This is a genomic window from Marivita sp. NO-S04 (genome assembly GCF_059070475.1).
This window is the reverse complement of the sequence record NZ_CM180980.1, coordinates 2,825,272-2,851,406: the sequence shown is the minus strand read 5'-3', so window position 1 is coordinate 2,851,406 and position 26,135 is coordinate 2,825,272. Positions and strand designations below refer to the sequence as shown.

Below are 26,135 nucleotides of genomic sequence, written 5' to 3'. Positions count from 1 at the left end.
TCATTTCCTTGGTCCCCGGCTGAACACCATTTTCTGGTTCGCCAATTTTTCCCGTGCACCTGTCCACGCGTAGCACAAGAGCGCCGGGTTTTGCTCCGCGACGGTGATGCGGTGGCGCTGTTCAGGTGGATTGAAGATCAGCGATCCCGGCGCATAAACACCCTGATCGTTCTCGGACACAGCGCCTGACAGGCAGATGTAGCTTTCGGAAATCCCGTCGTGTGCATGCGCGGGATAGGTGCATCCCGGCGCGAATAGAACGAGACCAAGGATCACCTCGTCGGTGATCACTGGTCCTGTAGGGCCGACCAGTTCGGCATAGGCGTATTTCCGTTCCAAGCCGCGGGGCACTTTTTCGTAGCCGTACTGCCAGACCAGATGCCCCTGTATGCTTTCCAGAGCCCGGATAAAGGGTGCGTGCCGCTCCATCCGGCCATTGTCCAGCGCACGCCGCCAATGCGCTGTCACCGGTTTATCCAAAGGTGCGTGTTCCTGCACTTCGGCATTCGCCTTGATGACCCGGCTGATGCCATCGCGGACGGTTTTCTGGTGGCTGCGGATCTTGGCGCTGCCGCCTGCAGACAAGCGTCGATAGAGTTCGTAATAGTCACGCAAGAGATACAGCCAGTCGGGACGGTCCTGAAGGCGGGGGTGTTCTGTCATGTCTCATCCCTGTCTGACGGGTGTCGGGTGCATGCTGTGTCGTGATTCCCAGGGCGAGGCGCAAGGCGTCAGAGCACTGTAAACGGGGCATCGGGCCAGAATATCGCAGGCACTTTCGCGATTTGTCCCCGATCCGCGCCGGAGTGCTGCGTATAAAGGCATACACTGTCAGCATGTTCCTCGATATTCAGGATCGCCCAGTTGCGTCCAATCTGCTTGCTCCTTCCCCCCACCTTCTCCTACACACGCATGCAACAATTGTAAGGAGCCGTGATGCGCCGTGTTGTCGTGACAGGATTGGGAATTGTTTCATCTATTGGGAACAATCCCGAAGAGGTGGCCGCGAGCCTGAAAGCAGGCCGGTCCGGGATCACCGCGAATGCCGATATGGCTGAACATGGGTTCCGGTCGCAGGTGGCCGGTGCCATCGACCTTGATGTGTCCGCGCATGTGGACAAGCGCACGCTCCGTTTCATGGGGCCGGGGGCTGCCTATGCGCATATCGCGATGGGACAGGCGATTGCCGATGCTGGGCTGACACCGGATGAGGTGGTGAACCCGATGACCGGTCTGATCGCCGGATCGGGCGGACCGTCGACCAGCGCCATGTTGACTGCGCATCAATCCGTGCTGAGCACAGGTGCAACAAAACGGATCGGGCCGTTCGCGGTGCCCAAAACCATGTCGTCGACGGTCAGCGCCAACCTCGCGACGGCATATCAGATCAAGGGTATGAATTTTTCGATCACCTCGGCCTGTTCGACGTCGCTCCATTGCATCGGCATGGCGGCGCAGCAGGTGGCTTTGGGCATGCAGGATGTGATGTTCGCAGGCGGTGGCGAGGAACTGGACTGGACGCTGTCCTGTCTGTTCGACGCGATGGGCGCGATGTCGTCGAAATACAACGACACGCCGGACAAAGCGTCGCGGGCCTTTGATGCGGGGCGCGACGGGTTCGTGATCTCGGGCGGTGGCGCGATTGTGGTGCTTGAACCGCTGGAGCGCGCGCTGGCACGGGGCGCTACGATCTATGCCGAGGTCACCGGGTTTTCGGCCACCTCCGACGGTGCTGACATGGTCGCCCCGTCCGGAGAGGGTGGTAAGCGCGCGATGCGCGGCGCGCTCAAGACGCTGCCGGAGGGCCGCAAAGTCAGCTATATCAATGCCCATGGCACTTCGACGCCTGTGGGCGATGTGGGTGAAATCGAAGCGGTGCGGCGTGTCTTTGGCGATGGATCGACACCGCCGGTGAGTTCTACCAAGTCGATGACGGGTCACAGCCAAGGCGCCACCGGCGCGCAAGAGGCGATCTACTGCCTGCTCGCGTTGCGGGACGATTTCATCATTCCATCGATCAACGTGGAAACACTCGATCCGGCACTGAAACCGGAAGAGATCGCCACGGCACTGGTGGAAAATGCGGGTCTTGATACGGTGATGACCAATTCCTTCGGGTTTGGCGGCACCAACGGGTCGATGTTGTTGTCGAAGTACATGGATTGAAAATGACAGGACAATTGAAGGGCAAGCGCGGCCTGATCATGGGCGTCGCCAACGAGCGGTCCATCGCGTGGGGGATCGCAAAGGCGATGGCCGAGGCCGGGGCCGAGCTTGCCTTCACCTATCAGGGCGAAGCCTTTGGCAAACGTCTTGAGCCGCTGGCGGCCAATGTCGGGTCGGATTTCATGGTCGATGTGGATGTAACCGACGATGGCTCGCTCGACACGGCGTTCGAACAACTGGCCGCGCGCTGGCCGACGATTGATTTCCTTGTCCATGCCATCGCGTTTTCCGACAAGTCGGAATTGCAGGGGCGGATCCTGAACACCAGCCGCGCCAACTTTAAGACGTCGCTCGATATTTCGGCCTACAGCTTCATCGACGTGGCGCGTCGGGCGCACCCGCTCATGGTGGAGAACGGCGGTACGCTGCTGACGCTGACCTATATGGGTTCCACCCGTGTAACACCCAGTTACAACGTCATGGGCGTGGCCAAGGCCGCGTTGGAGGCCTCTGTGCGCTATCTGGCGAACGATCTTGGTCCCGAAGGCATCCGCGTCAATGCGATCAGCCCCGGTCCGATGAAGACACTTGCCGGGGCGGCGATCGGTGGTGCGCGCAAGACTTACAAGCACACCGATCAGAATGCTCCGCTTCGCTCCAACGCCACTCTCGAAGCTGTGGGCGGGACAGCGGTGTATCTTGCGTCGGATGCCGGTGCTTGCACCACGGGCGAGATCATTCGCGTCGATGGTGGGTTCCATGTTCTGGGTATGCCGCAATTCGAGCATCTTTGACGTAGTTGGGAACTCTGCCCTGAGTTGATCGTTGTCTTCTGCAAAGGAGACACGTCAAATGACATATACGCTGACGCTGCAAAGCATCGAACCTGTGACGCATGACACCCACCATCTGGTGTTCAACAAACCCGATGGTTACGTCTACACGCCCGGCCAGGCCTGCGATTTTGCGCTTGCCAAGGACGGATGGCGCGACGAGCAGCGCCCGTTCACCTTTACCGGCCTACCTACCGATGTGACGCTGGAATTCGTCATCAAGTCCTATCCTGACCATGACGGTGTAACCGAACAGATCGCTAAGATGCAGATGACCGATCAGGTCGAAGTCAGCGATCCGTGGGGCGCTATCGAAGACAAGGGTCCGGGAGTGTTCATCGCGGGTGGAGCCGGGATCACACCCTTCATCGCCGTGCTGAAACGTCGATTGCAAACGCATGGCACGTTGAAGGATTGTCACCTCGTCTTTTCCAACAAGACCGAGGACGACATCATCCTGCGCGATGCCTTCACGTCAATGCCCGGCTTGAACTGCCATTTTGTTGTGACAGATGATCCTGAAAGTGAGCTTGCGCGGGATCAGATCGACAAGGAGTACCTTGCCCCGATTGTCTCTCAGACGGACGGCCCAATCTACATCTGCGGACCGGAACCGATGATCGACGATATCTCCAAGGCGCTGAAGGATTTGAACGTTTCGGACGAGCGGATCGTCACCGAAGACTTGGACTGATTTAGTCAGTCGAACGTGGTGCAAAGCCGCCCACACATACTGCTGCACGACGTGTGCGGCGCAAGGTGTGGGCGCACGCAGAGTGGGACGAGGCCGATTGCCGAACGAGGTACGTGACAATGGACAGAAAAGTGTCTTTTCAACCCGGAGATATCAGCGAACAAGACGCAACTGCGATCTTCAGTGCGTCGACCGTTGCTATGGTTTTGACCAATCCGCGTTTGCCAGACAATCCGATTGTCTACGTCAACCGCGCCTTTGAAAGGCTGACCGGGTACACGTCCGAAATGGCTTTGGGCCGCAATTGCCGATTCTTGCAGGGCGAACAAACCTCGTCTTCGGCTGTTGAAGACCTGCGCAAAGCCATTGAACACCGCGAAGAAGTTTCGACCGTGTTGACGAACGTGCGCGCCAATGGCGAAGCGTTTCTGAACGCGCTCCTGATTTCGCCGGTCATGGACGAGAACGAAGAGCTTGTGTATTTCGTCGGCCTTCAAAGCGAGGTCGAGAACGACAAACAAGCTGAACGGCTCAGGCAATTCGAAACCGTCATGGCAGAGATCCAACATCGGGTGAAAAACCATCTGTCGATGATCCTTGGCCTGATCCGCATGAAAGCCCGCAACAGCAAGGCGCCAGAGGAATACAAAGATCTGTCGCGCCGAATCGAAAGCCTGCAATTGCTTTACGAGGAAATGTCGGCGGCCACGTTGGAGCGCAATGACGGCAAAATCAAACTGGGCGCGTATCTGGGCCGGGTGGCCAACGCGATTGCCTATCTCGACAGTCGTCCCGGAGTGCGCATGAACATCCATGTCGAACCGCTGATGGTCGACACGGAAACCGCCGTGCGCATCGGGTTGATCCTGTCCGAAGTTTTGACCAACGCCATGCAACATGCGTTCCGTGAGCAGAAATCGGGGCTGGTCGAATTGCGCGTCATGCGCACCGACAATGGCGGGATGCGCGCAATGGTGACCGATGACGGGGTTGGCTTGCCGGAAGATGTGACATGGCCCAATTCTGACGGGTTGGGCGGGCGTATCGTTCAGGGGCTGTGCGACGGCTTGCAGGCGTCGCTGCAGGTGACGCGCGGCGCGGTGGGCACGATAGTCACTTTGGATGTGCCGGGCGCCGAATAGCGAGGTCTAGAACCATTGGCCTGACTCCATCAGCCCCAAATCCAGCAATTGCCGCGAATGCCATTCGAAGGGCACCGAATTGTGCCACCGGAATGTTTCGATCTCGTAGGCCGAACCCGGATTGCGCTTCAGCGCCTTCGCCGTCCTGAATGTCGCCACCGCCGCTGTCAGGTTGTGGTGCCATGGACAGGCATAAGTGTTGTATTCTTCATCGTTGAATGTGTGGTCAGCCCGAAGCTGCAGCCCGGGTTTCGTCCGGAACAGCGCGATCCGGTCAATCTTGCGCCGCTCTGGTGGCACGTGTTCCTCGTATCGCCACCGCAGGCCGCCAAAGAAATCAAGCTGCCGCTCCTTGGGATAGGTTGTGGCCGGGTCGGTACGTCCCAAGGCGTAATATCCGGACCGGTCGATATAGGCGTTGTCGATATCCACCGCGTCTGGATGGGCATCAAGGTCACCGGCGTACAGGTCTATGGCATAACACAGCATCGCATCGCGGCGTTCTTCGGTGTGAAAGGCCAGCAACTCCCCGATGGTGCGTGTCTCGCAAAAAGGGAAGAACAGGTATTCTGCATTGTAGCAGACATACATCCACACGCCCGGCGCTTTGTCGATTATGGTGTTCACGATCTCTTCGCGGTTGCCTCGGCGAGTGATGTCGTTGTCGACGCGAATGACGTGTTCCGCCGTGTCTTTTGCAAGGTCGAATTCGGCAGGCATGAAAAGGATATTGGATTTGAACCCAAGGTCCAGATTGTGGCGCACCGTTGTGTCGATCTCTACCGCGTCTTCGGCAAAAACCAATGCAATCGGCCCCTTGGCGAATGCGCCGGGGTTCTGGGATACCAATTCAGTGACGCTGCCGTAACGCATGAGGGGCCCTTTGCCGGGGTTTTGCACAGAGTCGATGAAAAAAGCGTGCATTGCAAGACAGGGGTGACATGCGGTATCGCGACGCCCTGAACCTTGCCCCGGAGGATTGGCCCGTGTCCGAACCGAAGAAGCTTTATATCAAGACCTATGGCTGTCAGATGAACGTCTATGACAGCGAACGCATGGCCGAAGCGCTGGGCGGGCAGGGGTATGTCGAAACGCAGACGCCCGACGATGCGGATATGATCCTGCTCAACACCTGCCACATCCGGGAAAAGGCGGCGGAGAAGGTCTATTCCGAACTGGGGCGCTACAAGGGCCTCAAAGCTGAAAAGCCCGATCTCAAAATCGGTGTGGCGGGCTGCGTCGCACAGGCCGAGGGGCAGGAAATCATGCGCCGCCAGCCGATGGTCGATCTTGTCGTTGGCCCGCAAAGCTATCACCGCCTGCCTGAGTTGGAGGCTAAAGTTCAGAACGGCGAAAAGGCGCTCGACACCGATTTCCCCGAAGAAGACAAATTCGAGGTTCTGAAAAACCGCCCCAAAGCCAAGCGCGGCCCGACGGCATTCCTCACCGTGCAGGAAGGCTGCGATAAATTCTGCGCCTTCTGCGTTGTGCCTTACACGCGCGGTGCCGAAGTCAGCCGCCCCGCCGACCGCATCCTGCATGAGGCCCGCGATCTGGTGGAGCGCGGCGTGCGCGAGATCACTCTGTTGGGTCAAAACGTCAACGCTTATCACGGCGCGGGTGAGGGCGGCGACTGGTCGCTTGCTCGCCTGATCTGGGCACTCAACGACATCGACGGATTGGAGCGTATCCGCTTCACCACCAGCCATCCCAACGACATGACCGATGAATTGATCGAGGCACATGGCACCTGCCCGAAACTGATGCCATACCTCCATCTCCCTGTGCAGTCCGGTTCTGATCGCATCCTCAAGCGGATGAATCGACAGCACACCGCCGAAAGCTACCTTGTAATCATCGACAAGCTGCGTAAGGCACGCCCAGACCTTCTGTTGTCGGGCGATTTCATCGTCGGTTTCCCGGAAGAGACCGAAGAGGATTTCCAGGCGACCTTGGACATCATCCGCGCGTCGAATTACGGCTATGCCTACAGCTTCAAATATTCCACACGCCCCGGCACCCCGGCGGCGGAACGCGACCAGCTTCCCGAAGACGTCAAGGATGACCGCCTGCAACGCCTTCAAGCGCTCATCACCGAACAGCAGAAGGCGGCACAGGACGCGATGGTCGGCAAAGAAGTTGGTGTGCTTTTTGAAAAGCCGGGCCGCTTGCCGGGCCAGATGGTCGGCAAATCCGACCACCTTCATGCCGTCCATGTCGAAGCAGACGGGCTCAACCCCGGTGACCTGCGCCGTGTGAAGATCATCGACTCGGGGCGCAACTCGCTCAAGGGGGCGTTGGCCAAATGACACATCATCTAAGGGTGCGCCGCGATATATAGAGGTTCGCTCTTCCCTGAACCGCTGTCTTTGGTAGTATGAGGATGAATCAGACGCCCTTTCCTGGAATGGGGCGTCGCCACAGCCGGGAGATGCGGGAATGATAGGGCGGTTGTCCGCATTGGTATTGAGTATCGCGCTGGCCGTGCCCCAGATTGCGCCCGCGCAGCAGGGCGAACGCTACGTCCCCGGCATATGGATTGATCCCGATGGCTGCGAACACTGGGTCATGGATGATGGCGTCGAAGGCTTCATGAGCCCACATCTGCGTCGCAACGGCACACCCGTGTGCCACAAGATCAGCCGTTGTGCGATTGTGCCGACCGATACGATGTTCGCCACCGGCAGCGCCACGATCGCGCCGGGAGGCGCCGACAGCCTGCGCAGTTTCTTCGCGTTCAACCGCGCCAATGGGTTCGTGATCGAAGGCCACACCGACAGCCGTGCCTCAGATGCATCGAACATGGCGCTGAGCGAACGGCGTGCCCGCGCGGTCACTCAAATCGCCCAGCAAGCCGGCGCGCGCATTTATTCGGTGCGGGGTTTCGGCGAAAGCCGACCTGTCGCGACCAACACAACCGCCGCCGGAATGGCTGAAAATCGCCGGGTGGAAATCCTGTGCCTGCGCTGAGGAGACCCGTCATGATCCGTGTTGTTGCTCTTGCCGGACTCTGCGTCGCGCTTGCCGGATGCGAAGCCGTCGGCGACGACAAAAGCTTTGACCGCGGCATTGACAGCAAACCGCTCAGCCAGCTTCAGGCAGGCATCTGGATTGATCCCAATGGCTGCGATCACTGGATCATCGACGATGGCGTCGAAGGCTATCTCTCGCCGCGACTGAACACGGATGGGACGCCTGTCTGCTCCGGCAATGCAGATGAGCGGAATACCGCGATAGGTGACTTCAAAGGTGGCTCCTCGTTTGGGGACGTATTGTGACGGAAAGGGTGACCGCTTGCACTGCGTGATGGAACTTGACACCCTGTTCTTGACACCCTTGCACCGGAGACCCGCGTGACCACAGACACCTTGTCAGAAGCGCTTGTAGAATTTCCAGATAACCGTTTGCTCATCGACCTTTGCGGCGAATATGACCGCAATCTGACCGAGATCGAAACTCGTCTCGGGGTTCAGATCCTACGCCGAGGGAATCAGTTGGCCATTCACGGCGAACCCGAGGCACAGTCCGAAGCGCGCGATGTACTGATGGCGCTCTACCAGCGGCTCGAACAAGGGCGCACCGTGTCACCCGGCGACATCGACCGCGAATTCCGTATGGCCCCCGAAGACACCGGCCCTGACCGACAGATCGAAATGTTCGAAGGTGGTCCGGTCGAAATCAAGACTCGCAAGAAACTGGTAGAGCCACGCACCGACGCGCAAAAGGCCTATGTCCGGTCGCTGTTCGAAAATGAACTGGCTTTCGGCATCGGCCCGGCAGGCACCGGCAAAACCTATCTTGCGGTCGCGGTGGGCGTGAACATGTTCACAACGGGGCAAGTCGACAAGATCATCCTCAGCCGCCCGGCGGTCGAGGCGGGCGAAAAGCTGGGTTATCTGCCGGGCGACATGAAGGACAAGGTCGATCCCTACATGCAGCCGCTCTACGACGCGCTGAACGATTTTCTGCCGGGCAAACAACTCGCAAAGATGATCGAGGAAAAGACTGTCGAAATCGCGCCGCTCGCGTTCATGCGCGGTCGGACGCTGTCCAATGCCTTCGTGGTTCTGGACGAGGCGCAGAACGCCACGTCGATGCAGATGAAGATGTTCCTGACCCGTCTCGGCGAAGGTTCGCGCATGGTGATCACCGGTGACCGCACCCAGATCGACCTGCCGCGTGGCGTTGCCTCGGGCCTTGCCGATGCGGAAAGGCTGCTCAAGACGATCCCGAAGATCAGTTTCAATTACTTCACATCTAAGGACGTGGTGCGCCACCCGCTTGTGGCCGCGATCATCGAGGCTTACGAGAAAGACGCGGAAGCGCCCTGATCTTCATCTTGCCAAATAAACTCCGGGGGTTTGGGGGCAGAGCCCCCAAGACATAAGCAGTGACCACACTGACCGACATTGTGATCGAAGACCCCCGCTGGGAAGAGGTGGGGCTTGACGCTCTGGCCGAGGATGCTGCGCTCAAGGCGCTGGAATATCTCGGGTTTTCAGTTGAAGGCTACGAAATCGCGATCCTCGCCTGTGACGATGCGCGGATCGCCGATCTGAATGCCGAATTCCGCGACAAACCGACGCCGACCAATGTGCTCAGTTGGCCAAGTTACGATCTAGCCCCCGACGAAGACGGCGTCACGCCACACCCGCCACCACCGCCTGATCCCATGATGGGCGAAAGCCTCGGTGATATTGCCATCGCCTATGATACCTGCCTGCGCGAGGCGGACGCTGTGGGCAAAGATATAGCCGATCATGTCACCCATTTGATTGTTCACGGCGTGTTACATCTTCTGGGCTATGATCATGTTCGTGACCGTGATGCCACGCTGATGGAAGGGTTGGAGACTAAGATACTTGGCAAAATGGGTATTGCGGACCCATATAGGGGATAGTACGGGCCAATAGGCCACCACCGGAACAGGAAAAAATGGGCGACAACGACGACTCGTCTAACGCAGCGCATCGCGCGCACGAGATGACTGAAACACAACCGGGACGTGGGCTTTTTTCACGTCTGCGCAATTGGATGGGCGGCACGGCTGAAGTGACCGACACCGTTCCGGCGCCGGAAATATCCCGATCACTGTCTCCGATTGATGGCATGATGAACCTGCGCCGTATGCGGGTCGAAGACGTCGCGGTCCCCCGCGCGGACATCGTGTCTGTCGCAGACACCATCACCAAATCCGAACTTGTGGATGTGTTCCGCGAAAGCGGCCTGACCCGTTTGCCGGTCTATAGTGGCACGCTCGACACACCCGTGGGCATGGCCCATCTCAAGGACCTCGCGCTCAAATACGGCTTTAATGGCAAGAGCAGCGAATTCGATCTCAAACAGATGCTCCGACCCTTGCTGTTTGTACCGCCGTCAATGCCGATTGGCGTCTTGCTGGCCAAGATGCAGACCGAGCGGAGACATATGGCGCTGGTGATCGACGAATATGGTGGTGTTGACGGTTTGGTGACCATTGAAGACCTGATCGAACAGGTGATCGGCGAAATCGAAGACGAACACGACCTTGATGAAGCCACCAATTTCTCGCGCGAGAAACCGGGGGTGTACTTGGCCTTTGCCCGAACACCGCTGGAAGAGTTCGAAGCCGAGATTGGGCTGAACCTGACCGATCACGATGATATCGACGGCGAAGAGATTGATACGCTGGGTGGTCTTGTCTTCATGCTGGCCGGTCATGTCCCCGCGCGCGGAGAAGTGGTGCCGCATCCCGAAGGCCCCGAATTCGAGGTCATCGATGCAGATCCGCGCCGGATCAAACGGATGCGGGTGCGCCTCAAGACAACGGCCGCCAGCGACACGGCCCGCGCTCGCGAGCTTGCCGAGCCTGCTGCAGCCACCGCGCGCTCCGCCTGATCCATGCGTGTCTTTCGCCGCCTTGGCGCAGTGTGTCTTGGTGGCGTCTTTGCCTTGGGTCAGGCCCCGTTTGACCTATGGGCGTTGGCGCTGGCCGCTCTGGTCGGACTTCTGTATCTCGCCCGGCGTGACACAAGCGCACGATCTGCGGGCTGGACAGGATGGTTGTTCGGAACCGGGTATTTTGCCCTTTCGATGCATTGGATCGTCGAACCCTTTGCTGTGGATGCAGCCGCCACGGGCTGGATGGCGCCCTTTGCGCTGGTCGGATTGGCGGCGGGCCTGGCGCTTCTCTGGGCAGCTGCGTTCTGGGTAGGGCGTCGGTTGCACCACGGCATGTTCGGTATCGTGCTGTGCTGGGCCACCATCGAACTGGCACGTGCCTATATCCTGACGGGCTTTCCGTGGGGGCTTGTTGGTTATGTTTGGGCGCCGACGCCAGTGGCGCAATGGCACTCTGTCATTGGTCCGCACGGGATGACACTGCTGACCTTGGCGCTCGCCGCAATGGTGGCATGTGTCACCACTGCGCGAACCGTGAAATTCGGTCTAATCGCTCTGGGGGGGATCATCCTCCTGTGGGCTGGTGGCACCATCATTGCCCCACCAGTGCAGGATTTGGACGGTCGCCCAATCGTGCGCCTGATCCAGCCCAACGCGCCGCAGCACCAGAAATGGGACCGCGATTTCATCCCGATGTTCTTTAACCGTCAGGTGGATTTCACCGCGCAACGGCCCAAACCCGATCTTATTGTCTGGCCGGAAACAGCTGTGCCGAACCTGCTCGACAATGCAGGTCCGGCGCTCGAAGTGATTGCAGACGCCGCCGCTGGCACACCGGTCGTTCTAGGCATCCAGCGCGAAGAGCAAGGGCGCTACTTCAATTCCCTCGTCACGCTGGACGGTACGGGACAGGTGACTGAACTGTACGACAAGCACCATCTTGTGCCCTTTGGGGAATACATGCCAGCAGCAGCGCTGTTTGCTCGGTTCAACATCCTCGGTCTCGCAACACGCGCCGAAGCAGGATACTCCGCCGGCCCAGGCCCTGCGCTGATAGACCTTGGGCCTTTGGGCACAGCGTTGCCGCTCATCTGCTACGAAGCCGTGTTCCCGCAGGACGTCAACGGTGCGCCGACGCGTCCGGACATGCTGCTTCAGATCACCAACGATGCATGGTTCGGCATCAACGCTGGCCCACAACAGCACCTAGTCCAAGCCCGCCTGCGCGCCATTGAACAGGGACTGCCGATGATCCGTGTGGCGAATACCGGCATCTCGGCGATGATCGACCCGGCGGGCCGGACTGTTGGCGCAATCCCGCTTGGTCGGGCAGGGTTCCTTGATGTGCCTCTACCGTCCAAACGCGCGCCGACGCTGTACAGCCGTACTGGCGATTGGCTCGCTCTGACCGCTCTGATCGTGGCATTTGCGACTCTGCTTCTATGGAAACGGCGCAACCCCATTGACCCGGCAGAGCCTGACGCGTAACGCAGATCATCATTCCCGTCACAACGGCTTCCTGACGTGACGGCAGACCCCAATGGAGCACTTATGTCCCGACAGAATTATATCTTCACCTCGGAATCCGTCTCCGAGGGCCACCCGGATAAGGTCTGTGACCGTATCTCGGACGCGATCCTTGATGCCTTTCTTTCCGAAGAACCCGAAGCCCGGGTGGCCTGCGAAACCTTCGCGACGACCAACCGTGTCGTCATCGGTGGAGAGGTGGGTCTGTCGGATCAGACCCGCCTGCAAACCTATATGGAGCGTATCCCGGATATCGCCCGCGCCTGTATCAAGGACATAGGTTACGAGCAGGACGAGTTTCACCACGCCACCTGCGAGATCACCAACCTGCTGCACCAGCAATCCGCGCATATCGCGCAGGGCGTCAATGCCAGCGGTGACAAGGACGAAGGTGCTGGCGATCAGGGCATCATGTTTGGCTATGCCACCAACGAAACGGACGCGCTCATGCCCGCGCCGATCCAGTTCAGCCATGCAATTCTGCGCCGCTTAGCCGAGGTGCGCAAATCCGGGGCCGAGCCTCTGCTGCGCCCAGATGCCAAGTCGCAGATCTCGGTTCGTTATGAAAACGGCAAGCCGATGGGCGTGACCTCGATCGTTCTGTCGACACAGCACGCCGATGAAAGCCAAAGCTCTGCCGACATCCGTGCGATTGTCGAACCCTATATCCGTGAAGTTCTGCCGGATGGCTGGATCACCGATGCCACTGAATGGTGGGTCAACCCGACCGGTACTTTCGTGATCGGTGGCCCTGACGGGGACGCTGGCCTCACGGGCCGTAAGATCATCGTCGACACCTATGGTGGTGCGGCCCCGCATGGCGGCGGTGCCTTTTCGGGCAAAGACCCGACCAAGGTGGACCGTTCCGCCGCTTACGCCGCGCGTTATCTCGCCAAGAACGTGGTTGCCGCCGGCATGGCCGAACGCTGCACGATTCAGCTCTCCTATGCCATCGGTGTGTCAAAGCCGCTGTCAATCTACGCCGATACTCATGGCACGGGTGATGTCGAAGCAGCGGCAATCGAATTGGCAATCCCCAAGGTGATGGACCTCACCCCGCGCGGCATTCGCACGCATCTGGAGCTGAACAAGCCGATCTACGAACGCACCGCAGCCTATGGCCATTTCGGCCGTGCGCCCGAAGCGGATGGCGGCTTCAGCTGGGAACGCACTGATCTTGTGGACGCGCTCAAGGCGTCTGTCTGAAACATCAAACCGGGTCGGGCACATATGCCCGGCCCGATTTTCCTTTTGCGACAGAACACTATGTCCCGGGGTGAAATCACCAATAGGGGCAGGATATGCTGAAACACCTGATCTTTCTGATCTTGATGCTTCCGGGGGTCGCGCTTGCCAATGATTGGGACGCGCTCAATACCCCCGGCGCCTTTGCGATCATGCGCCACGCTCTGGCCCCCGGCACTGGCGACCCCGCCAACCTGACGGTGGGTGATTGCAGCACCCAGCGCAACCTCAGCCAGCAGGGCAGGGATCAGGCCACCCGCATCGGTCAGGCGTTCCGCGACCGTGGGCATGGTTTTGATGTCGTGCTGACCAGCCAGTGGTGCCGCTGCCGGGACACTGCTGACCTTTTGAACCTTGGCCCGGTTCAAGAGGTGCCCGCGTTCAATTCCTTCTTTCAGGATTTCTCGACTCGCGACAGTCAAACAGCCGAGGCGCTCACCGTTCTTGCTGATCGCACGGACCGCCCCTTCATCGTCACCCATCAGGTCAATATCCGCGCTCTATCAGGCCAGACGACCCGATCCGGCGAAGTGCTTGTGGTGCGCCACGCAGAGGACAGTCTTGAAGTGCTGGGTTCGATCCTGATCGACCCGTGATGCCGACAAAAACGCAGAGCTCCGTTGCGAGAGCGTGTTGCAATCGCTAAACCGCGCGCCATGACAGAGACCAAACACCCCTCAGGCGCGCCGTGGCGCAACTTCTATGGCCGGTTCAAGGGCAAGACCCTGCGCCCGAACCAAAAGGACTACCTCGAAAGCGATCTTGACGCGCTCAGCCCCGGTGCCGTGTCTTGGGAGGATAACCCGGAGCGAACGCCGCTCGATATGACCGCGATCTTCGGGGACAAGCCGCTTTGGCTCGAAATCGGATTCGGTGGCGGCGAACACCTTGTCCATCAGGCGCAGACATATCCGGAGGTGGGCATCATCGGGTGTGAGCCGTTCATCAACGGCGTGGCGATGCTCTTGGGCAAGGTCCGCGATGCGGGTGTAACCAACCTACGGGTTCATCCCGGTGATGCGCGTGATCTGTTCGACGTTCTACCCGCAGGATCAGTGGAAAAAGCGTTCCTTTTGTATCCCGACCCGTGGCCCAAGAAACGTCACCACCGTCGCCGCTTTGTGACGCAAGAGCATCTTGCGCCGCTGTTTCAGGTTCTCAAGCCGGGTGCCGAGTTCCGCGTCGCCACCGACATTCCCGATTATGTCCGTCAAACCCTGATCGAAGTGCCAAAGGCCGGGTTCGACTGGTTGGCCGAGGGGCCAAGTGATTGGCGGCACCCGTGGGAGGACTGGTACTCGACCCGGTACGAAATGAAGGCGCTGCGGGAAAAGCGGATGCCGCATTACATGACCTTTCGGAAACCGGCATGATGTCCCCGTTCACAGTCGCAATTGATGGCCCCGCCGCTGCTGGTAAAGGCACGATCAGCAAAGCGGTCGCGGCGCATTTCGACCTCGCTCATCTTGACACCGGGCTGCTCTACCGCGCTGTCGGTGCGCGGATGTTGCTGGGCGAAGACCCGATTGCAGCCGCGCAAAGCCTTGCGGCGGGGGATCTTGAAAACCCCGATCTGCGCACCGCCGACGTGGCACAGGCGGCGTCAAAAGTGGCGGTGATCCCCGAGGTCCGTGCAGCCCTTCTTGATTTTCAGCGCGCCTTTGCCCGTCGATCAGGCGGCGCAGTCATGGACGGGCGCGACATCGGCACGGTCATCTGCCCGCGGGCTGAGGTCAAACTCTTTGTCACCGCCAGCGCCGAAGTGCGCGCGAAGCGGCGATTGGCGGAATTGGCCGAACGCGGCTTCGATACCGATTTCGATACTGTTCTGGCTGATGTCCAAGCCCGAGATGACCGCGATATGAACCGCGCTGATGCACCTCTGCGCCCGGCTGATGATGCGGTGATGATCGACACCTCCAAGCTGGACGTGGATGCCGCCATTGCGGCCGCCATCGCAGCGGTTGAGGCGCGCCGCACGGGTTGAATCGCTTAAAATTGCGCCGAAGGTCGCCAATATCAGCCAAGCGCGCGCCGCACACTTGCGCAGTACCACGCGCTCTGCTATGGCCCGCGCGTCGCTAAAAGGCAAACAACGCCGCGAACGAAGATCGAGCAGGGGTCGGCAATCACCGGCCCTCTTTGTTTTGCGGATGCCTTGACCAATCCCGTTCGCCGCAAGCGCGGACACCATCCCAGACCGGCGGAGACAACCGCACGGCCAGATAAATGATACGTAAAGGAAACTGACGCCACATGGCTATGAACGCATCTATGGAAGAATTCGAAGCGCTTTTGAATGAAAGCCTCGAAATGGACACACCGGACGAAGGGTCCGTTGTCAAAGGCAAGGTCATCGCAATCGAAGCGGGCCAGGCCATCATCGACGTAGGCTACAAGATGGAAGGCCGCGTTGATCTTAAAGAATTTGCAAACCCCGGCGAAGCGCCTGACCTGTCTGTCGGCGACGAAGTCGAGGTATTTCTGCGCTCCGCAGAGAACGCGCGCGGCGAAGCGGTTATCTCCCGCGAAATGGCGCGCCGTGAAGAAGCATGGGATCGCCTTGAAAAGGCCTATGCCGACGACGCCCGCGTCGAAGGCGCGATCTTCGGTCGTGTCAAAGGCGGCTTTACTGTCGATCTCGGCGGCGCTGTTGCGTTCCTTCCCGGCTCGCAGGTCGATGTGCGCCCCGTGCGCGACGCGGGCCCGCTCATGGGTCTCAAGCAGCCGTTCCAGATCCTCAAGATGGACCGTCGCCGTGGCAACATCGTTGTGTCGCGCCGTGCGATCCTCGAAGAGTCCCGCGCGGAACAGCGCGCCGAAGTCATTGGCAACCTCACCGAAGGTCAGGCAGTCGATGGTGTGGTCAAGAACATCACCGAATACGGTGCGTTCGTGGACCTTGGCGGCGTAGACGGCCTGCTGCACGTGACCGACATGGCATGGCGCCGTGTGAACCACCCGTCGGAAATCCTCACAATCGGGGAGACCGTCAAGGTTCAGGTCATCAAGATCAACAAAGACACGCACCGCATCAGCCTCGGCATGAAGCAGCTGCAGGAAGATCCGTGGGATCTGGTTGCTGCCAAGTATCCGCTTGAGTCCGTACACATGGGCCGCGTGACCAACATCACCGATTACGGCGCATTTGTTGAGCTGGAGCCGGGTGTTGAAGGTCTCGTGCACGTGTCTGAAATGTCCTGGACCAAGAAAAACGTCCATCCGGGCAAGATCGTGTCGACCTCGCAGGAAGTCGAAGTCATGGTTCTGGAAATCGACGGTGCCAAGCGCCGCGTGTCTCTGGGCCTCAAGCAGACCATGCGCAACCCGTGGGAAGTGTTTGCAGAAACACACCCCGAGGGCACCGAGGTCGAAGGCGAAGTCAAGAACATCACCGAATTCGGTCTGTTCGTTGGCCTCGACGGCGACATCGACGGCATGGTTCACCTCTCCGACCTGTCGTGGGACGAGCGTGGCGAAGACGCGATCCAGAACTACCGCAAGGGCGACATGGTTCAGGCCGTTGTCACCGAAGTGGACGTCGAGAAAGAGCGCATCTCGCTCTCTGTCAAAGCGCTGGGTGGTGACAAGTTCGCCGAAGCGGTTGGCGGCACCAAGCGTGGCTCGGTTATCACCGTTCAGGTCACTGCCATCGAAGAAGGCGGTATCGAAGTGGAATTCGAAGGCATGAAGTCCTTCATTCGCCGCTCCGACCTGTCGCGTGACCGTGCGGACCAGCGCCCTGAGCGTTTCTCGGTGGGTGACAAGGTCGATGTGCGCGTGACCAACGTGGACAGCAAGACCCGTCGCTTGGGTCTGTCGATCAAGGCACTTGAGATCGCGGAAGAGAAAGAGGCGGTACAGCAGTACGGTTCCTCCGATTCCGGTGCATCGCTGGGTGACATCCTTGGTGCGGCGCTCAAGTCGGGCGACGACAACTGATCCATCTGATCAGCTGAGACAATTGAACCCCCGCATCCCGAATGCGGGGGTTTTTCTTTTGTCGGTTGGTGGCTGGGTACAAGGTACGTCGGCGCATATTGCGCGTACCGTCAACGGAACACCGTCGCGCTTATTGTCCGGTCTGTGCATTGATGCATCGGCTGTTTCCATTGACGGAAAGTGGCGGCTGCGCCCCGTCCGCCACCGGCGGCCAATCCCCAAAATATTCGTGAAATAACGAAGGTCCGGCCCCCGTCAGGCGACCTTGCGCAACCCAAGCATCTCACGCGCCTGCTGCCATGTGGCGACTGGGCGTTCATATTTCTCACAGAGATCCACCGCCCGTTTGACCAAAGCGGCGTTCGAGGGCGCAAGCGTGTTGCGATCGAGACGGATATTGTCCTCGAGGCCGGTCCGCGCATGGCCACCAGACGAGATCGCCCATTCGTTCAGCACGATCTGGTTCGGCCCGATCCCTGCGGCACACCAAGGCGTCGTTTCACCGAACAGCCGCTTAACCGTGTGGATGTAGAAATCGAACACTTCGCGATCCACGGGCATTGCGTTCCTCACACCCATGACAAACTGCACATAGGGTGTGCCCTTGATCTCTCCGGCATCGAACATCGCCGCGGCGCGGAAGATGTGCGACAGATCAAAGGCCTCGATCTCGGGCTTGATGTCGTACGCCTGCATCTCCGAGGCCAGCCACGCAACCAGATCAGGCGGATTCTCATAAACACGGGTCGGAAAGTTGTTCGACCCGACCGACAATGACGCCATATCCGGCCGCAGCGGCAGCATGCCTCCTCGGGTCTGTCCGGCGCCAGAGCGACCCCCGGTGGACAATTGCACGATCATGCCGGGGCAGTGCTTTTCGACACCTTCCTTGAGACGAGCGAATTTTTCCGGATCAGAGCTTGGCGTCTCATCCTCATTACGCACATGGGCGTGCATGATGGTGGCCCCTGCCTCAAAGGCTTCATGCGTGCTTTCGATCTGTTCCGTGACAGAGGTTGGAACCGCGGGATTGTCGGCCTTTGTCGGCAATGATCCTGTGATGGCGACGCAGATGATACAGGGGTTGGTCATATGATCGAGCTGTCCTTGGAACGCATTGGCGCGCACTTTGGCAGGAAATGCCGGGGTGTCAAATCTGTTCACCTGGTCAGGTGTTGCCGCCCAAATCTGTCCAGATCTCCCGCACCCAGCGTTGGATCACCTGTGCCTCGTCCCAGCGGTTCGACATCTCGCGCCCGTCCGGGCCTGTCATCGCATATTCGGGTGGGCCAAGCTCGCAGACGAAGATGCAATCGCCAGAGGCGTTTCGGCTGTGCCAATCCGCCATGCCTTCGCGCCACCACCCCTTGAAAAGGTCGACCCATTTTTGATGCTGCGGGAAATCTAGTTGCAGCTGGATCTGCTGGCGGCTTGCAACGCGGCCCTGAAAGCTGTCTGACCGTTTCAGCACGCGGCTGATCAGCCCCAGATCATGATCCGACAGGGGAAACCAGAATTCCCGGTCCACAACGTAGTGCGACAGGTCGGCGCAAATGCGCATGTCCGGAATACGGTCGAGCAGTTGCAAGGTCGTGTAAAGGTCATTGGTGATACAGTTGCGGTGGGTCTCGAACTGGATCGGCATACCGATGCGGTCGGACATCGTCATCCATGTCTCGATCACCGGAATCATATCGTCGAGCGCGATCGGCATCACTTGACCGATCACATCGACAAACGGCGCGCCAAAATCGACGGCCATGTGCAGCGTATCTTCAAGGCTTTCAATCGTCTTGGGGAAGGCCACAATCAGCGGCGTCAGGCCGTTGGCCTCCATATGCGGGCGCACCGCGTGGGCGACCTCTACATCCGACGCGCCCAGATCAATCGCCATCCCGTCAAAACCGGCCTCGGCGACCATCTCGCAGACCTGATCAAAGGGCAGCTTCACCCCGCTCTGGTCATGCGGTTGCATCGCCCAAAGTGAGGTGTAGACCTGAAGCCGCCTCACTCCGCAGGCACCCGGCGGGTGCGGCCGCCTGACATGGGTACGATCCAGACCTCGTTCATCGGGTACTGGCTTTCGTCCTTGGCCATCAGTTTCTTGATGACTTCGATCTGGAACTCGATCCAGCCCATGCGGTGCACCTCACCCGCGGCTCCTTCGATCTTGTCGTTCAACTCCCGCAGCTTCCAGAACGGCACGGCGGGGAATGTGTGATGCGCGGTGTGGTAGGGCATCTGCCAGCAGAGCCAGCGGAAGAACGCGTTGGTGCGGGTCGAGCGCGTGTTTTCCAGAATGTCATTCTCGTGGGAAAGGCCCAGATGTTCGATGGTGTTCTGCAACTGGTGCACGGGCTTGGTCAGCACCATCGGGATCAGCCAAAAGGTCAGCGCGGCCCAGCTTCCCGTCAGCAGCGAAACCACTGAGATCGCGACATAGAGCCCAAGATGGATACGGCTTTCGCGGATCACCTTGGCTTCTTCCTCGGGCCGGATGAACGGCTCCACGATCACCCCGCGCGCCCGGCGCACCACGCCGAACACCCGGTTGCGCCAATAGGTGATGCCCGAAAGCCAGAGCAGGTAGGTGGTCAGCGTGTAGGGTTCGCGCACCAGTTCGCCATCCCGTTCCCAATCCTGCGTGTACTGGTGATGCGCGAAATGCATGACTTGGTCATAGTCACGCGGGAAGATTTGGACGAACCCGATGATCCTGCCAAATATCTCGTTGAGGCTGCGTGTCTTGAACACAGTGGCATGGCTCAACTCGTGCTGTGCGGCGTAGAGGAAGTTGATCAGCACACCTAGGGCAAAACCTGTAACCCAGACCCACCCCGTGCCCATCGCCTGAGCATGCAGCACGCCGACGATCAGGATCGCACCCAGATGGCTTCCCATCTGGATCGCGCCCTGCATGTCCGAACGTTCCGTCAGACTGCGCAGTTCAGTGGGCGTCAGCAGTTTACGGCGTGAGAAGCTGGCCTCCATCGGGTCCTCCTGAAGGGTTTGCGTCAGACTGGCTGGGATTCGTGCAAAAGAAAAGTGTGGTGATGGGCTGGACCAATGCTCTGTTGAGGGGTGCCGGATTTGCGGGCATCCGCGCAAAACCCCTGCTGTTCAAGCCAGCCATTGTGTGACAGGCGACTTGGCCTCACAATACAAGCAAAACGCATCAAGAGGTGAGCAGACCGATGCAGATCAATCGACGCCTATTCGGGCTGGGGCTTTTGGGCCTTGGCCTTTCAGCGTGTTCGCGTGCCGTACCAACCCGTGTGAGCACTCAAGCCCCTACAGGCCTTCCTGCCGATCTGCGCCCCGTGCCGAACGCGGCCTATGACGCGTGGGTTGCATCGTTCCGGGGCAGGGCGGCAGCGCAGGGCATTTCGCAATCCACGCTGGACGCGGCGTTCCGGGGCACCGGTTACTTGCCGGGCGTGGTCACACGCGACCGCAATCAGACGGAGTTCAAGCGCAGTCTCGAAGACTATCTGGCCATCGCCGCGTCTGAAGAGAGGGTGCAAAAGGGTCGCGCTGCGTTTGCCCGTCATCGCGGGACATTGAACGCATTGGAAAGCCGTTACGGCGTCGATGCGAGAATCATCTGCGCCATTTGGGGGCTGGAAAGCTTTTATGGCGAACGGCGGGGCGAAGTCCCTGTGATCTCGGCCACCTCGACCTTGGCCTTTGACGGGCGGCGCGGTCGGTTCTTTGAACAACAGCTTATCGCGGCGCTGCGGATCATCCAGAACGGCGATATCCCGGCCTCTCAAATGACCGGAAGCTGGGCAGGCGCGATGGGGCATACGCAGTTCATCCCCACCTCGTTCCTGCAATTCGCTGTGGATTATACCGGCGACGGGCGGCGCGACATCTGGTCGGATGATCCGACTGATGCCTTGGCCTCTGCCGCCGCTTACCTGCAACGCAATGGATGGCAGCGGGGTGTCTCTTGGGGGAGTGAATCGCCCAATGGGTCTCTGCAGCCGCAGCCGGGCGGGCCGCGCTTTGCCACAACTGCGAATTTTCGGGTCATCAAGCGATACAACAACTCCGACGCCTACGCGATCGGGGTGGGTCACCTGTCCGACCGGATCGGCGGGGCAGGGCCTTTGCGGATGGAATTTCCACCCGACGCAAATGGGCTGACCAAATCGGACCGGATCACCTTGCAACAACGCTTGACCGCACGGGGCTTTGACACTCAGGGGGCAGATGGCGTGATCGGGTCTAACACCGAAAGCGCGATCCGTGCCTATCAGACCAGCCGTGGATTGCCTGTCACCGGTACGCCGTCGCAAGCCTTGTTGCAAAGCCTGCGCTAGCCCGGTGTTTCGCGTTTTCAGATGGCTGCGCAACACGGTTGTGTTGATATGGCTTTGCGGTGCCTTGGCGGTCAGTGCGCTGGCGCTGGGGGTGCAGGCGCTGACGCTGTCGGCACAAGTTGCGTCCGCAACGGCTAGCGCATCAGCCGCCGCTTTGGCGCATCGCAAGGAACTCGCCCGCGTCGTGGCCAGGACAAAAGCCAAGGCGCGGCTGCGTCGCGCGCTGGTGGCGATCCCGGTGGTCGGTGCCGGTGCCGCTGTTGCCTTCGAGACCCAAGATTTCCGCGACTGGCAGGCCGAAAACCCCGATGGCACGTTTGGCGACTATTCCTGCGAGGTGGCCGCGCTGAGCGCCGAAGTGGTGGATGAGGTGTTGCAGGACTTGCCGGATGGATTTCGCCCGTCCCGCGACATGATGCTGAACCAACTGCCCGAATGCGCGCCAGAGTCGTGATGCGGCAGTTTCATTTTTGATTGAATAATGTGCGAAATTGAAATGCCCGCCCAATTTGCGGGCGTTTGGCTTTGAAGGCCCCCACGATTGGTGGCGCAATACGCCTGTTTTGAGGTCGCTCCGCGAAATGCGTTGGAACTCGGACGCGACGGATTGTTAGCGTGCCGTCAACATGACTCATCTGACCGCCCTCACCAACTTGCCGCCGCGATCCCATGGCAAGCTGCACATCGCCGCCAAAGCGCGGGCGGATGGGGTGTCGGCATTGGCCGATCTGCACCAGACCGGGTCCGCCAAGATACTGATGACCCCGGCGCGGGATGCGGTTGAAGGCGTGATCCTGAACACCTCCGGTGGGCTGACGGGTGGCGATACATTATCCATTGCCGCCACTGCACAGACGGGTTCGCGATTGCGCCTGACGACGCAGGCCGCCGAACGTGTTTACCGCACCGCCGACGAAACCACTGCGCGGGTACGCAACCTCGTGACAGTTGAGTCCGGAGCGCGTGTCGATTGGCTGCCGCAGGAAACCATCCTGTTCCAGAACGGGGCGTTGCGCAGGTCATTGACCATCAAGATGGCGGCCGACGCCCGCCTGCTGGTGGTGGAACCTGTGCTCTTTGGCCGTCTGGCCATGGGTGAGGTGGTCACGCAAGCCCGCTTTGCCGACAGCCTGACTTTGGAACGTGATGGAGAGCAGGTGTTTCGCGATGCCAGCACATTGAACGGTAACATCACAGCCCTCCTCGACAAATCCGCGCTGGGCGGCGGTGCCCGTGCCATGGCGCTGGTGGTTTTTGCAGCGCCGGAAGCCGAGGCACATCTTGACCCGATCCGCGCGATGCTGCCGCCCACGGCTGGTGTGTCGCTTGTGCGGGCGGGTGTGCTGGTCCTTCGTGCATTGGCGGAAGACGGGTACGCGCTGCGCCGCACCCTCATTCCTGTTCTTGATCGGCTGAGCGGTGACGCCCTGCCGCGATCCTGGAGACTTTAAGACATGAACCTCACCCCCCGCGAAAAAGACAAGCTGTTGGTCGCCATGGCCGCCATCGTGGCGCGCAAACGCCTTGAACGGGGCGTGAAGCTCAACCACCCCGAAGCGATTGCGCTGATCACCGACGCGGTGGTCGAAGGCGCGCGCGACGGGCGGTCGGTCGCGGATATGATGCAGGCCGGTGCGCAGGTGATCACCCGCGATCAGTGCATGGAGGGCGTGCCTGAAATGATCCACGAGGTGCAGGTCGAGGCGACATTTCCGGACGGCACCAAACTGGTCACGGTGCACAATCCGATCCGTTGAGTTTGCATATTTGTAAAAAGAAGAAGCGAAAGGGTTACTAAATGAAAAACGGTCTTGCTTTGGCTGCTGCGTCTTTGGTTTGGGCGTCCTCTGCGTTGGCGCATCCCGGCGCTCATGTGCATCCGCATGATGGTGCGCATTGGTTGGCGATCGTCAGTGCGCTGGGTCTGATCGCTGTGGCAAGCGGGTTGGCCTTCGGCAAAATCCGGAGACGCAAATGATCCCCGGAGAGCTGTTTCCTGCGGACGGATCGCTGACGCTGAACCCTGACCGCCCTGCCATCACTTTGATGGTGGCGAACACGGGCGACAGGCCGGTTCAGGTGGGCAGCCACTACCATTTTGCCGAAACCAACCCGGCTTTGGATTTTGATCGTGACGCTGCGCGCGGCCACAGGCTCGATATTGCGCCGGGCACTGCGGTGCGGTTCGAACCGGGCCAGCGACGCGAAGTTCAATTGATCCCGCTGGGGGGCGCACGCCGGGTCATCGGTTTTAACCAAAAGGTCATGGGAGACCTCTGATGCCACGCATCGTCACCCCGATGGATTACTGGGCCAACGCCATGCAAATGGGCTGGGTCATGGCCGAAGCGCAGGGCGTTATTGCCATGCGGGTGATGGGGGCACTGGGCTTTTGGTCGGTCCCCAAGACCGAGAACAGCCGGATGCTCAACGAAAAGGTCTTTGCCTTTGTCAAAGGCTCGACCGATGCGTCACTTGCCGCGATGACTGGCAAAAGCCCGGACGTGGTCGCCGCGCTGGCGATCAAACCGATCCGGCAGGCAACGCGTGCCAATCACAAACGCCTGACGAAACGTGGATTGAAGAGGGCCTGATATGCCAGCACAGATCAAACGCGCCGATTACGCCGCCATGTTCGGCCCCACCGTGGGCGACAAGTTGCGGTTGGCCGATACCGACCTGATCATCGAGGTTGAACGCGACCTGACCGCCGAAGCCGTTGGCGCGGCGACAGCCGGTGGCAGCGGCGCGAATGCGCTGGTTTATGGGGAAGAGGTCAAGTTCGGCGGTGGAAAGGTGATCCGCGACGGCATGGGCCAGTCGCAGGCCACGCGGGCCGAGGGCGCGGTGGATACTGTGATCACCAATGCGCTGATCGTGGATTATACCGGCATCTACAAGGCTGATGTCGGCCTGCGCGACGGGCGCATCTACAAGATCGGCAAGGCGGGCAATCCGGACACTCAGCCGGGGGTGAATATTATCGTTGGACCGGGGACCGAGGCGATTGCCGGTGAGGGCCGCATCCTGACTGCGGGTGGCTTCGACAGCCACATCCACTTCATCTGTCCGCAACAGATCGAGGACGCGCTGCACTCTGGCCTGACGACCATGCTGGGCGGTGGCACCGGCCCCGCGCATGGCACATTGGCCACCACCTGTACGCCCGGCCCCTGGCATATCGGGCGCATGCTACAGGCCGCCGATGCGTTCCCGATGAACCTTGCCTTCGCGGGTAAAGGCAATGCCTCCCTGCCTGCCGCTTTGGAAGAGCAGGTCAAGGCAGGCGCTTGTGCGTTGAAACTGCACGAAGATTGGGGCACCACCCCCGGTGCCATCGATTGCTGTCTGACGGTGGCCGATGCGATGGACGTGCAGGTCATGATCCACACCGACACTCTGAACGAGTCTGGTTTTGTCGAACACACCGTCAAAGCCATGAAGGGCCGCACGATCCACGCCTTCCACACCGAAGGTGCTGGTGGCGGGCACGCGCCGGACATCATCAAAATCTGCGGCGAAGAACACGTGTTGCCGTCTTCGACCAACCCAACGCGCCCCTTCACGGTGAACACGCTGGAAGAGCATCTCGACATGCTCATGGTGTGCCACCACCTCGACAAATCCATTCCCGAGGACATTGCCTTTGCCGAAAGCCGCATTCGGCGCGAGACCATCGCGGCCGAGGATATCCTGCACGACATGGGCGCGTTTAGCATCATCGCGTCGGACAGTCAGGCGATGGGGCGCGTGGGCGAGGTGATCATCCGCACATGGCAAACCGCCGACAAGATGAAGAAACAGCGCGGCGCGCTGGCCGAAGAAACCGGCGACAACGACAACATGCGCGTGCGCCGCTACGTGGCGAAATACACCATCAATCCGGCGATCGCGCATGGCATCAGCCGCGAGATCGGCAGCATCGAGGAAGGCAAACGCGCCGATCTCGTGCTCTGGCATCCGGCGTTCTTTGGTGTGAAGCCCGAAATGGTGCTGATCGGTGGCACGATTGCTTGCGCCCAGATGGGCGATCCAAACGCGTCGATCCCGACCCCGCAGCCGGTCTACACGCGGCCCATGTGGGGGGCTTACGGGCGCAGCGTGGAAAACTCGGCTGTGGTCTTTGTATCCGAGGCGGCGCAGGCCGATGGCATTGGCGAAAAGCTCGGCCTCGCCAAGAAAACGCTCGCGGTGCAGAACACGCGCGGAATCGGCAAGTCGGATCTCAAGCTGAACACCGCAACACCGAAAGTCGAGGTGAACCCCGAAACCTACGAGGTGCGTGCGGATGGGGAGTTGCTGGTTTGTGAGCCGGCAGAGGTTCTGCCGATGGCGCAGCGGTATTTCCTGTTTTGACCACAAACGCCACACGAACCGAGGG

At 59.9% G+C, this 26,135-nt stretch carries 29 protein-coding genes and 1 riboswitch; of the genes, 24 read left to right on the top strand and 5 right to left on the bottom strand.

Features of this window, described 5'->3' with window-relative positions; translation table 11 throughout:
• Entirely contained in the window at positions 1-663 is a 663-nt protein-coding gene (locus ACK3EW_RS14625; protein ID WP_493806775.1) for a dimethylsulfonioproprionate lyase family protein, read from the bottom strand.
• A 273-nt stretch (positions 664-936) separates the two neighbouring features.
• On the opposite strand from ACK3EW_RS14625, the gene ACK3EW_RS14620 reads away from it, so the two are divergent.
• The 4 genes from ACK3EW_RS14620 (at position 937) to ACK3EW_RS14605 (ending at position 4,835) form a co-directional block, all read left to right on the top strand.
• Complete coding sequence (locus tag ACK3EW_RS14620) at positions 937-2,166, top strand: beta-ketoacyl synthase N-terminal-like domain-containing protein (RefSeq protein ID WP_493806774.1); 1,230 nt, start codon at positions 937-939, stop codon at positions 2,164-2,166.
• A 2-nt stretch (positions 2,167-2,168) separates the two neighbouring features.
• Complete coding sequence (locus tag ACK3EW_RS14615) at positions 2,169-2,960, top strand: enoyl-ACP reductase FabI (protein WP_493806773.1); 792 nt, start codon at positions 2,169-2,171, stop codon at positions 2,958-2,960.
• Between the two features lie 58 nt (positions 2,961-3,018).
• On the top strand, positions 3,019-3,693 hold the full coding sequence (locus ACK3EW_RS14610; RefSeq protein ID WP_493806772.1) for a flavodoxin reductase: 675 nt from the start codon (positions 3,019-3,021) through the stop codon (positions 3,691-3,693).
• A gap of 131 nt (positions 3,694-3,824) precedes the next feature.
• Entirely contained in the window at positions 3,825-4,835 is a 1,011-nt protein-coding gene (locus tag ACK3EW_RS14605; protein WP_493806771.1) for a PAS domain-containing protein, read from the top strand.
• Between the two features lie 6 nt (positions 4,836-4,841).
• On the opposite strand, the gene ACK3EW_RS14600 is transcribed toward ACK3EW_RS14605, so the two are convergent.
• A complete protein-coding gene (locus ACK3EW_RS14600) occupies positions 4,842-5,708 on the bottom strand; it encodes a hypothetical protein (RefSeq protein ID WP_493806770.1) in 867 nt (288 codons plus the stop codon).
• A 113-nt stretch (positions 5,709-5,821) separates the two neighbouring features.
• Between ACK3EW_RS14600 and miaB the strand changes: the two genes are divergently transcribed.
• The 12 genes from miaB to rpsA all read left to right on the top strand — a co-directional run bounded on the left by miaB (position 5,822) and on the right by rpsA (position 17,429).
• Positions 5,822-7,144 carry a tRNA (N6-isopentenyl adenosine(37)-C2)-methylthiotransferase MiaB gene (gene miaB / locus ACK3EW_RS14595; RefSeq protein ID WP_493809738.1) on the top strand — a complete coding sequence of 441 codons (1,323 nt, stop codon included), beginning with the start codon at positions 5,822-5,824 and terminating at the stop codon, positions 7,142-7,144.
• A 130-nt stretch (positions 7,145-7,274) separates the two neighbouring features.
• A complete protein-coding gene (locus ACK3EW_RS14590) occupies positions 7,275-7,805 on the top strand; it encodes an OmpA family protein (protein ID WP_493806769.1) in 531 nt (176 codons plus the stop codon).
• 11 nt (positions 7,806-7,816) lie between these two features.
• Positions 7,817-8,113 (top strand): hypothetical protein, encoded by a 297-nt coding sequence (locus ACK3EW_RS14585; protein ID WP_493806768.1) that lies wholly within the window; start codon positions 7,817-7,819, stop codon positions 8,111-8,113.
• Positions 8,114-8,188: 75 nt separating this feature from the next.
• Complete coding sequence (locus ACK3EW_RS14580) at positions 8,189-9,166, top strand: PhoH family protein (RefSeq protein ID WP_493806767.1); 978 nt, start codon at positions 8,189-8,191, stop codon at positions 9,164-9,166.
• Between the two features lie 59 nt (positions 9,167-9,225).
• On the top strand, positions 9,226-9,735 hold the full coding sequence (gene ybeY, locus ACK3EW_RS14575; RefSeq protein ID WP_493806766.1) for an rRNA maturation RNase YbeY: 510 nt from the start codon (positions 9,226-9,228) through the stop codon (positions 9,733-9,735).
• A gap of 209 nt (positions 9,736-9,944) precedes the next feature.
• Entirely contained in the window at positions 9,945-10,712 is a 768-nt protein-coding gene (locus ACK3EW_RS14570) for a hemolysin family protein (protein WP_493809737.1), read from the top strand.
• 3 nt (positions 10,713-10,715) lie between these two features.
• Positions 10,716-12,203 (top strand): apolipoprotein N-acyltransferase, encoded by a 1,488-nt coding sequence (gene lnt / locus ACK3EW_RS14565; RefSeq protein WP_493806765.1) that lies wholly within the window; start codon positions 10,716-10,718, stop codon positions 12,201-12,203.
• A gap of 12 nt (positions 12,204-12,215) precedes the next feature.
• A riboswitch (SAM-SAH riboswitch) is annotated at positions 12,216-12,263 on the top strand.
• Positions 12,264-12,266: 3 nt separating this feature from the next.
• Positions 12,267-13,448, top strand: a complete 1,182-nt coding sequence (gene metK / locus ACK3EW_RS14560) for a methionine adenosyltransferase (protein WP_493806764.1) — start codon at positions 12,267-12,269, stop codon at positions 13,446-13,448.
• A gap of 95 nt (positions 13,449-13,543) precedes the next feature.
• A complete protein-coding gene (locus ACK3EW_RS14555; RefSeq protein ID WP_493806763.1) occupies positions 13,544-14,083 on the top strand; it encodes a histidine phosphatase family protein in 540 nt (179 codons plus the stop codon).
• A gap of 60 nt (positions 14,084-14,143) precedes the next feature.
• Positions 14,144-14,860: a tRNA (guanine(46)-N(7))-methyltransferase TrmB gene (gene trmB, locus ACK3EW_RS14550; protein WP_493806762.1), complete on the top strand. Its 717-nt coding sequence runs from the start codon at positions 14,144-14,146 to the stop codon at positions 14,858-14,860.
• Positions 14,860-15,474: a (d)CMP kinase gene (cmk, locus tag ACK3EW_RS14545; RefSeq protein ID WP_493806761.1), complete on the top strand. Its 615-nt coding sequence runs from the start codon at positions 14,860-14,862 to the stop codon at positions 15,472-15,474. Before trmB ends, cmk begins: the two co-directional genes overlap by 1 nt.
• Before the next feature lie 269 nt (positions 15,475-15,743).
• Entirely contained in the window at positions 15,744-17,429 is a 1,686-nt protein-coding gene (gene rpsA / locus ACK3EW_RS14540) for a 30S ribosomal protein S1 (protein ID WP_171046111.1), read from the top strand.
• 255 nt (positions 17,430-17,684) lie between these two features.
• On the opposite strand, the gene ACK3EW_RS14535 is transcribed toward rpsA, so the two are convergent.
• From ACK3EW_RS14535 to ACK3EW_RS14525, 3 genes are all read right to left on the bottom strand, one after another.
• Positions 17,685-18,521 carry a 3-oxoadipate:acetyl-CoA acetyltransferase gene (locus tag ACK3EW_RS14535; protein WP_493806760.1) on the bottom strand — a complete coding sequence of 279 codons (837 nt, stop codon included), beginning with the start codon at positions 18,519-18,521 and terminating at the stop codon, positions 17,685-17,687.
• A gap of 76 nt (positions 18,522-18,597) precedes the next feature.
• A complete protein-coding gene (locus ACK3EW_RS14530; RefSeq protein WP_493806759.1) occupies positions 18,598-19,440 on the bottom strand; it encodes a sugar phosphate isomerase/epimerase family protein in 843 nt (280 codons plus the stop codon).
• Entirely contained in the window at positions 19,437-20,420 is a 984-nt protein-coding gene (locus ACK3EW_RS14525) for a fatty acid desaturase (protein ID WP_493806758.1), read from the bottom strand. The genes ACK3EW_RS14530 and ACK3EW_RS14525 overlap by 4 nt, the downstream gene beginning before the upstream one ends.
• Before the next feature lie 203 nt (positions 20,421-20,623).
• Between ACK3EW_RS14525 and ACK3EW_RS14520 the strand changes: the two genes are divergently transcribed.
• The 8 genes from ACK3EW_RS14520 to ureC all read left to right on the top strand — a co-directional run bounded on the left by ACK3EW_RS14520 (position 20,624) and on the right by ureC (position 26,110).
• Positions 20,624-21,754, top strand: coding sequence for a lytic murein transglycosylase (locus ACK3EW_RS14520; protein WP_493806757.1), 1,131 nt, complete (start codon positions 20,624-20,626; stop codon positions 21,752-21,754).
• A 40-nt stretch (positions 21,755-21,794) separates the two neighbouring features.
• A complete protein-coding gene (locus ACK3EW_RS14515) occupies positions 21,795-22,208 on the top strand; it encodes a hypothetical protein (RefSeq protein WP_493806756.1) in 414 nt (137 codons plus the stop codon).
• A gap of 172 nt (positions 22,209-22,380) precedes the next feature.
• A complete protein-coding gene (locus ACK3EW_RS14510) occupies positions 22,381-23,205 on the top strand; it encodes an urease accessory protein UreD (protein WP_493806755.1) in 825 nt (274 codons plus the stop codon).
• 3 nt (positions 23,206-23,208) lie between these two features.
• Complete coding sequence (locus ACK3EW_RS14505) at positions 23,209-23,511, top strand: urease subunit gamma (RefSeq protein WP_188483957.1); 303 nt, start codon at positions 23,209-23,211, stop codon at positions 23,509-23,511.
• Positions 23,512-23,552: 41 nt separating this feature from the next.
• Positions 23,553-23,732, top strand: coding sequence for a hypothetical protein (locus ACK3EW_RS14500; RefSeq protein ID WP_493806754.1), 180 nt, complete (start codon positions 23,553-23,555; stop codon positions 23,730-23,732).
• Entirely contained in the window at positions 23,729-24,034 is a 306-nt protein-coding gene (locus ACK3EW_RS14495; protein ID WP_085628797.1) for an urease subunit beta, read from the top strand. Before ACK3EW_RS14500 ends, ACK3EW_RS14495 begins: the two co-directional genes overlap by 4 nt.
• On the top strand, positions 24,034-24,348 hold the full coding sequence (locus ACK3EW_RS14490) for an antifreeze protein (protein WP_292266954.1): 315 nt from the start codon (positions 24,034-24,036) through the stop codon (positions 24,346-24,348). The genes ACK3EW_RS14495 and ACK3EW_RS14490 overlap by 1 nt, the downstream gene beginning before the upstream one ends.
• Before the next feature lies 1 nt (position 24,349).
• Positions 24,350-26,110, top strand: coding sequence for an urease subunit alpha (gene ureC, locus ACK3EW_RS14485; RefSeq protein ID WP_439119266.1), 1,761 nt, complete (start codon positions 24,350-24,352; stop codon positions 26,108-26,110).
• Positions 26,111-26,135 lie beyond the last annotated feature (25 nt).